At 67.8% G+C, this 7858-nt stretch carries 8 protein-coding genes; 4 read left to right on the top strand and 4 right to left on the bottom strand.

The features are described 5' to 3' along the window. Window positions 1-323: 323 nt before the first annotated feature. Both tyrS and ACZ6DT_RS14555 read right to left on the bottom strand, forming a co-directional pair. The gene (gene tyrS, locus ACZ6DT_RS14560; protein WP_465593964.1) at window positions 324-1598 is read right to left on the bottom strand and encodes a tyrosine--tRNA ligase; all 1275 of its coding nucleotides are present in this window, start codon (window positions 1596-1598) and stop codon (window positions 324-326) included. Between the two features lie 32 nt (window positions 1599-1630). After that, complete coding sequence (locus ACZ6DT_RS14555) at window positions 1631-2266, bottom strand: DNA-3-methyladenine glycosylase (protein WP_465594010.1); 636 nt, start codon at window positions 2264-2266, stop codon at window positions 1631-1633. 112 nt (window positions 2267-2378) lie between these two features. On the opposite strand from ACZ6DT_RS14555, the gene ACZ6DT_RS14550 reads away from it, so the two are divergent. Genes ACZ6DT_RS14550 through ACZ6DT_RS14540 form a run of 3 tightly spaced genes read left to right on the top strand, consistent with a single transcriptional unit; the run spans window position 2379 to window position 4257 of the window. Beyond that, a complete protein-coding gene (locus tag ACZ6DT_RS14550; protein WP_465593961.1) occupies window positions 2379-2954 on the top strand; it encodes a hypothetical protein in 576 nt (191 codons plus the stop codon). Then, on the top strand, window positions 2951-3622 hold the full coding sequence (locus ACZ6DT_RS14545; RefSeq protein WP_465593958.1) for a DUF4166 domain-containing protein: 672 nt from the start codon (window positions 2951-2953) through the stop codon (window positions 3620-3622). Before ACZ6DT_RS14550 ends, ACZ6DT_RS14545 begins: the two co-directional genes overlap by 4 nt. Then, a complete protein-coding gene (locus tag ACZ6DT_RS14540) occupies window positions 3622-4257 on the top strand; it encodes a TetR/AcrR family transcriptional regulator (RefSeq protein ID WP_465593955.1) in 636 nt (211 codons plus the stop codon). The genes ACZ6DT_RS14545 and ACZ6DT_RS14540 overlap by 1 nt, the downstream gene beginning before the upstream one ends. Here ACZ6DT_RS14540 and ACZ6DT_RS14535 read toward each other — a convergent pair whose 3' ends face one another. Continuing rightward, window positions 4258-5634 (bottom strand): serine hydrolase domain-containing protein, encoded by a 1377-nt coding sequence (locus ACZ6DT_RS14535; RefSeq protein ID WP_465593952.1) that lies wholly within the window; start codon window positions 5632-5634, stop codon window positions 4258-4260. It lies immediately after the preceding gene. 33 nt (window positions 5635-5667) lie between these two features. On the opposite strand from ACZ6DT_RS14535, the gene ACZ6DT_RS14530 reads away from it, so the two are divergent. Beyond that, on the top strand, window positions 5668-6363 hold the full coding sequence (locus tag ACZ6DT_RS14530; protein ID WP_465593949.1) for a TetR/AcrR family transcriptional regulator: 696 nt from the start codon (window positions 5668-5670) through the stop codon (window positions 6361-6363). 59 nt (window positions 6364-6422) lie between these two features. Here ACZ6DT_RS14530 and argH read toward each other — a convergent pair whose 3' ends face one another. Further along, complete coding sequence (gene argH, locus ACZ6DT_RS14525) at window positions 6423-7838, bottom strand: argininosuccinate lyase (RefSeq protein WP_465593946.1); 1416 nt, start codon at window positions 7836-7838, stop codon at window positions 6423-6425. Window positions 7839-7858: the final 20 nt, after the last annotated feature.

Here is a 7858-nt window from a genome sequence, read left to right as displayed (position 1 = left end):
TTTTCTTGCTCTCAAAGGAACCCCAAAACGAGGTTCAAATACATAAGCTCTACTGGCTTAGTTCACTAGCACACTGTTGAGTTCTCAAGCAACACACCCCGAATCACACCACACACGCGGCCTTATCCGAAGCAGTCATTTCTTGGCTTTGGTGGAACACCCACTCAATCACCTGAAGTGAGAGCTTGGTTCGTGTCCCGGTCGGCCACCCGGTTTCCCTGGCGACTTGGAGAACTTTACATGGCCCGCAGGTGCCCGAAACAGGGGGGTACCTTAACCGCGTTTCCGCAGGTCAAGGCCCCTGTTTCGGGTCGGGGCCGCGATCAGCCCCCGACGCGCACGCCGGCGACGTTGCGCTTGCCCTTGCGGACCACGAGCCAGCGGCCGTGCAGAGCGTCGTCCGCGGACGGCTTCCACTCCTCGTCGGCGATCTTCGTGTTGTTGACGTACGCGCCGCCTTCCTTGACGGTGCGGCGGGCGGCGCCCTTGCTGTCGACGAGCCCTGCGGCGATCAGCAGGTCGACGATCGTCGACTCGCCGTTCGGGTCGATCTTGCCGTTGGGCACCTCGGCCATGGCGGCGTCGAGGGTCGGCGAGTCGAGCTCACGCAGCTCTCCCCTGCCGAACAGCGCCTGGCTCGCGGCGATGACCTGCCGGGTCGCCGCTTCGCCGTGCACCAGAGTCGTGAAGTCCTCCGCCAGCTTCCGCTGCGCGGACCGCAAGTGAGGACGCTGTTCGGTGTCCTCGGCCAGCACCGCGATCTCCTCCTGGCCGAGGAAGGAGAACATCTTCAGGTAGCGGATGACGTCGGCGTCGGCGACGTTGAGGAAGTACTGGAACCACGCGTACGGCGAGGTCATCTCCGGGTCGAGCCAGACGCTGCCGCCACCGGTGGACTTCCCGAACTTGCGGCCGTCAGAGTCGGTGACCAGCGGCGCGGTCAGCGCGTGGGCTTGCCCGCCGTCGGTCCGGCGGATCAGGTCGACCCCGCCGACGAGGTTGCCCCACTGGTCGGAGCCGCCGATCTGCAGCTTGCAGCCATACTCGCGGTACAGGTGCAGGTAGTCCTGCGACTGCAGCAGCAGGTAGCTGAACTCGGTGTAGGAGATGCCGTCGGTTTCGAGGCGGCGCTTCACCGTCTCCCGGTTCAGCATCATGTTGACCGGGAAGTGCTTGCCGACGTCGCGCAGGAACTCGACCACGCTCTGCTTCGCGGTCCAGTCCAGATTGTTCTCGATGACCGCGCCGGTCGGCGAGCCGTCGAAGTCGACGAACCGCTCCAGCTGGCCGCGGATCCGGTCGGCCCACTCGGAGACGGTGTCCACCGTGTTCAGGGTGCGCTCACCGGTGTCGCGCGGGTCGCCGATCATCCCGGTGGCGACGCCCGCCAGCACGATCGGCCGGTGTCCGGCTCGCTGAAAGCGCGAGAGCATCAGCAGCGGGACCAGGTTGCCGGCGTGCAGGCTCGGCGCGGTCGGGTCGAATCCGCAATAGAGCGTGAGGGGTCCTTGGTCGAGGTCTCGCCGCAGTGCGTCGGTGTCGGTGGATTGCGCGATCAGGCCGCGCCAGGTCAGCTCGTCAAGGATGTGCTCGCTCACGCCTGTAGATCCTCCCGCACCAGGTCAACCGACTATCGGCCGGGGGCCGCCGCCCGTCGCTTGCCACCCCGGCGATAGGTCGAGACAGCCGGAGAGCCGTCGATCCAGAACCGCCACGGCGTGTCCATCGCCATCGCGACGCCGACGCGCGGCCCGGTGCGGATGTCCGCTTCGGGGACGCGGTCGCCGGTGAACAGCCGGACGGGTGAGGCGGGGTCGGTCAGATCGACGCCGTTCTCCGCCCGGGCGATGCCGAGCACCGAAGTGAGGATGGCCGGGCCTTTGGCGAGCTCGCCGTTGCCTCGTGCGGACGGCCTGCGCGCCCGGGCGATGTCCGCGCCGGACACCACCTCTCCGGCCCGCAGCAACACGGCACCCGGCTGCCCGTCTTCGGTGCCGACGACGTTCGCGCAGAAGTGCATGCCGTAGACGAAGTACACGTACAGATGCCCCGCGGGCCCCCACATGACCTCGTTGCGCGGGGTTTTGCCGCGATAGCAGTGCGACGCGGGATCGTCGAGGCCGCGATAGGCCTCGACCTCCACCAGGCGGACGGCGACCGCGCCGTCGGAACCGGTCGCCTCGATCACCGCCCCGAGCAGGAGCGTCGACAGCTCGACCGGATCCAGCGCCAGTTCCCGCCGGGTGAACTGTCTCCCGGTCGCCACGTTCCGCACGCCTCGACCTTAACCGCGGGCCCCGACAGATTCGATATTGAGCGATCGCTCAAACCTCGTCTACAGTGTTGTTGAGCGGTCGCTCAACTGGAGGGGAAGCTAGATGAGCCGGAGAGCGCTGTACGTCGAAACGGTGATCCACACGGACCTCGAAACGCTGTGGCGGTACACGCAGGAGCCGGATCTGCATGAACGATGGGATCTTCGCTTCGCGAGGATCGAGCCGATGGCGGGTTCACCGGGACGGTTCCACTACGCGACGAAGTTCCTGGGATTCGTCATCAGCGGGACCGGGACACACGCCGGGGAGAGCGAGCGGCCCGACGGCGGCAGGACGTCGGCTTTGCGGTTCGCCTCCGCGGATCCGCTGTCCCTCATCAGGTCCGGTTCGGGGTACTGGCGCTATACCCCGACCGACGACGGCGTCCGCTTCGTCACCGGCTTCGACTACCTCACCCGGTGGGGTGTCTTCGGCACGTTCGCCGATCTGCTGTTCCGGCCGCTTTTCGGGTGGATGACGGCTTGGTCGTTCGACAGGCTCCGGCTTTGGCTCGAAACCGGTGCCCCGCCGGAGGAACTTGCCTTGCTCTCGCCCACGGCGAGCCGCTGCCGCCGTCGCCCGCGGCTGGACAAGGACGGCGTCGCATCTCGCGTTCTCGACACCCTGGAGCAGGCATGATCTTCCGAGAGGCACTGGGCGAGCAGTTCGCGTCGCTGCATCCCCGCATGCGCGAACGACTGTCGCTGAGCACGGAGAACGGGGTCGGCATGATCGGCGTCGGCGTGATGGACGAGATCTGGCGCGGAGCCGCGTTCACCGCACCGTTCCTGCGGCTGGGCACGTCGAGGCACATCCTGTTCCCCGAACGGGGCACCAACGTCCCCTTCACCATCGAGAACTACCCGTACGTCGATTCCCTCGGCAGGGAAACGGTCTCGTTCGTCCGAACCTTCGAACTCCCCGGGAGACGGCGGCGGTTCGACGCGCAGATGATCTACAGCGCCGAGCGGGGGACGATCGTCGACTACCTGGGAACACACCAGCACCTCGCCGTCGATCTCGAGCTGACGGTGCGGCCCGACGGTGGCTTCCACCTCCGTTCGGAGGAGTTCCGGCTCCGCGAAGGCCCGATTCGGTGCGTGGTGCCGCGAACCGCCGCCGGTGTGGCCGAGGTCGACGAGTGGTTCGACGAGGAGAGCGGCTTGTTCCGGATCGAGATCCGGGTGACGAACCGGCGGTTCGGCCCGCTGTTCGGCTACCGGGGCGCGTTCGAGGCACGGTTCGTCGACCTGCGGGCGGGGGTGAGCGGGGCGGTGAAGCCGTTGCGTGAGAAGGTCCTGGACTGATGAACGGGCCCAGCACGAAACAGCGGTTGATCGACGGCGCGCTGGAGACGATCCGCACCAGCGGCATCACCGCGGTCTCGGCCAGGACCGTCGCCGCGGCGGCGGGCACCAATCAGGCACTGATCTTCTACCACTTCGGCAGTGTCGAGGAGTTGCTCGCACAGGCCTGCGTGACGGCGACCGAAAGCCGCGTCTCCCATTACCGTGATCGGTTCGCCGAAGTGAGCACGCTGGGCGAACTGCTGGCACTGGGCCGGACCATCCACACGGAGGAACGGGCCGAGGGGAACATGACGGTCCTCGCCCAGACGCTCGCCGGTGCCCAGGCCGGCGGACGGCTGGCCGAGGCGACCCGGCAGGCGCTCGACAAATGGGTTCGCGAAGTGCAAAGCGCCCTCGACCGCGTCCTGACCGGTTCACCGGTGCTCGAACTGGCGGAGACCGAGGGGCTCGCCCGCGCGGTCTCCGCCAGTTTCCTCGGCCTGACCTTGTTCGAGACGGTCGATCCGGAAGGTGCCGAGCAGGCATTGGCGGCGCTGGGGCAACTGGCTGTCCTGGTCGACGTCCTCGAAGGACTCGGCCCGGTCGCGACCCTTGCGGTGCGCGCGAAGCTCCGGAAGACCGCGAAGAAGTAGCTACCCGGTCTTCGGCGCCACTCGCATGCTGGTGTAGCAGCAAGCGGTGCCATCGGGCAGTTTCGTGAACAGCACCGGCATCCAGTCGTCGCCGAACATCGAGTTCATCCCGGCGAAGACGTTGTCCGACACCGGCACCAGATCCGCCTCGATCGGCGGTGCGATGCCTTCGAGGCCATCAGCGAACTCATAGACGAAGTGCAGCCTCCCGTCCTTCTCGGTGACGGTGATGATGACGCCTTCGCGGCGATAGGTACCCGCGAAAGGCGCGACGTCCACCGAAGGCGGTGACGGCGGCGGAGCGAAATCGGCGGGCAGCCGGACCCCGGCGAGTTCATCGAGCAGTTCCCGTGACAGTCCGCTGTACAGCCGATCGGTCGTGCCGTGATTCGTCAGCAACGCGAAAGCGAATCCCGCCTCCGGCACCACCCGCAGGTACGAGCGCTGCCCGATCGACGACCCGTTGTGCCCGAAGCCCGCGACGCCGTTCCAGTCGTAGGTCGACAGACCGAGGCCCCAGCCGTCGGAACCGAGCGTCCATTTGTCGGGTACCTCGACCTCGCGCCGCCGCATCGCGGTCACCGTCTCCTCCGCGAGCACGCGAGTGCCATCGGCAGCGGTGCCGTCCAGCAGCATGCGCGCGAAGCGCACCACGTCGCCGGCCGTGGCCAGAACGCGACCGTACGGTCCGGCGGAACGCGGCAGGAGATCCCAGGCCGCGGTCGGCTCCGGGTCCTTCCCGAGGTGCCCCATCGCGACGCGAAAGCGCAGGGCCTCTTCGGGCAGGGTCATGGTCTCGGTGAGCCCGAGCGGGGTGGCGATCCGTGCCCGCAGGGCATCGTCCCAGGTCCGGCCGGTGAGTACCTCGACGATCCGGCCGAGCACGTTGTACCCGACGCTGCTGTAGGACGCGGCCGTCCCCGGCGGGCAGTCGAGTGCCACTCCCCTCGCCGCGTCGACGTACTTGGCGAGACAGTCGTCGCCGCGTCCGGTGTCTTCGAGGAAGTCGCAGGTGAGCCCGCCGGTGTGACTGAGCAGCTGCCGGGCGGTGATCGTCTTCGTCGTGTCCGGATCGACCGTCGCGAACTCCGGGAGCACCTCGACGACCGGCGCGTCGAGATCCAGCCGCCCTTCCTCGGCGAGCCCCATCACCAGCGAAGCCGTGTAGACCTTCGCGATCGAGCCGAGCTGGAAGACCGAGTCGGTGGTCGCCTCCACTCCGGTCCCCCGATGCAGGATCCCGCTCGCGAGCTCGTGGATCTCACCGTCCTTCAGCACCGCGAGGGTCGCTCCCGGTACGTGGTGTTCGGCCCGCAGGTCGTCGAGGCGGGATTGCCAGTGGGCATGGTCGAAGGAATTCCGTACACTGTTAGTCATACTGAACACTGTACGGAAACGAAGGGAATCCGGATGTCGGTGTGGGTGCGTCCCCCGAAACGCAAGCGCGAGCGGCCGTCGCTGAGCCGGGAGCAAATCGTCTCGGCGGCGATCGAACTTCTCGACGCCGAAGGAATAGACGCGCTGAGCATGCGAAAGCTCGGAGCCCGGCTCGACGTGGCCGCCGCGTCGATGTACACGCATGTGGCCGGCAAGGACGAGCTGTCCGAACTGGTCGTCGACGAGGTCTACGGCGAGGTCGCGCTCCCGGAGCCGGGTCCGTGGCGAACGGCGACGACGAGGTTCGCGCACGATCTGCGTTCGGTGTTCCTCCGCCATCCCTGGATCGGCTCACTGCTCGGCGAGGCGGGGGTGGCGTATCTGGGGCCGAACGTCCTGAAGCTGTCGGAAGCGGCGCTGGCTCTGTTCGAAGACGCCGGATTTTCGCTGGACGACGCCGATCTGGCGTGGAACACGGTCATTGCGTTCGTCGTCGGGAGAGCCACCAGTGAAGCGGCGTGGCTCACGACGCTCAAGCGGAGCGGGCAGAGCGAGCAGGAATGGAAAGACCGTCTGTGGCCCGCGGCCGAGCAAGCGGTGCAGGACCACCCGCGGCTGAAGAAGCTCTACGCGGCACAGCGAAACCGGAAACCGGGCGAGACCAACGACGACGACTTCGAGCGCGGTCTCGGCTGCGTCCTCGACGGGCTTGAGACGAGGCTCCCCTGAAGTACATGAAGGCCCCCTTCCTGTACCTAGGCGCCAAGGAAGGGGGCCTTCATGTACTTCTAGCTCAGCCAGGCGCGGTGTTCGGCGACCCGCGCGACCAGCCGCTCCCGCTGCTCGGCGACGCGCTCCGGAGCGGTACCGCCACGAGCGTTGCGCGAACTCACCGACCCCTCGACGGTCAGCACCTCGCGCACGGCGGCCGTCAGCGCCGGGTTGATCTTCTCGAACTCTTCGTCGGTCAGTTCGTCCAGGCCGACACCGCGGGCTTCGGCGACGCGGACGCTCTCCCCCGCCGCTTCGTGCGCGACACGGAACGGAACGCCCTGGCGCACCAGCCATTCGGCGATGTCCGTGGCGAGGGTGAAGCCGGCGGGCGCCAGTTCGGCGAGCCGGTCGGTGTGGAAGGTCAGCGTCTCGAGCATGCCCGCGATCGCCGGGAACAGCAGTTCCAGCTGCTCGACGGAGTCGAAGACCGGCTCCTTGTCCTCCTGCAGGTCACGGTTGTACGCGAGCGGCTGCGCCTTGAGCGTCGCGAGCAGACCGGTCAGGTTGCCGATGAGCCGCCCGGCCTTGCCGCGCGTGAGCTCGGCGACGTCCGGGTTCTTCTTCTGCGGCATGATCGAACTGCCGGTCGCCCAGGCGTCGTCGAGGGTGACGTAGCCGAATTCGGCGGTGTTCCAGATGATCACCTCTTCGGCGATCCTGGACAGATCGACCGCGAGCATCGCGACGTCGAAGGCGAACTCGGCGACGAAATCCCGCGAGGCGGTGCCGTCGATGGAGTTTTCGACGCTGGTGTCGAAGCCCAGTTCCGCGGCGACGGCCTCGGGGTCGAGCCCGAGCGAGGAACCCGCGAGCGCGCCGGAGCCATACGGCGACTCGGCGGTGCGAGCGTCCCAGTCACGCAGCCGGGTGACGTCGCGCAACAGCGACTGGCCGTGCGCGAGCAGGTGGTGCGCCAGCAGGACAGGCTGGGCGTGCTGCAGGTGCGTGCGACCAGGAAGGATCACGTCCGGGTGCCGCTTCGCCTGCGAAACGAGCGCGTCCACGACCCCGAGGGTTCCCGTGACCACCCGGCGGGCGGCGTCGCGCAGCCACATCCGGAACAGCGTCGCGACCTGGTCGTTGCGCGACCGCCCCGCCCGCAGCTTGCCCCCGAGTTCGGTGCCCGCCCGTTCCAGCAGACCGCGTTCGAGCGCGGTGTGGACGTCCTCGTCGGCGACGGTCGGCGTGAACGCGCCCGACTCGACGTCCTGCGCGAGGGTGTCCAGCGCGGCGAGCATGCCGGTCAGCTCGTCATCGGTGAGCAGCCCCGCCTTCCGCAGCACTCGCGCGTGGGCCCGCGACCCGGCGATGTCGTACGGCGCCAGCCGCCAGTCGAAATGGGTCGACGCGCTCAGCGCCGCCATCGCCTCCGCCGGCCCGCTGGCGAACCGGCCGCCCCACAGCTGCACCGGCTGCTCATTCCCGCTCACGACACTCCTCGAATTCTTTG

The organism is Amycolatopsis sp. NPDC041971 (assembly GCF_055588925.1).
The sequence above is the reverse complement of the archived record's forward strand: the minus strand, read 5'-3'. Positions and strand labels throughout refer to the sequence as shown.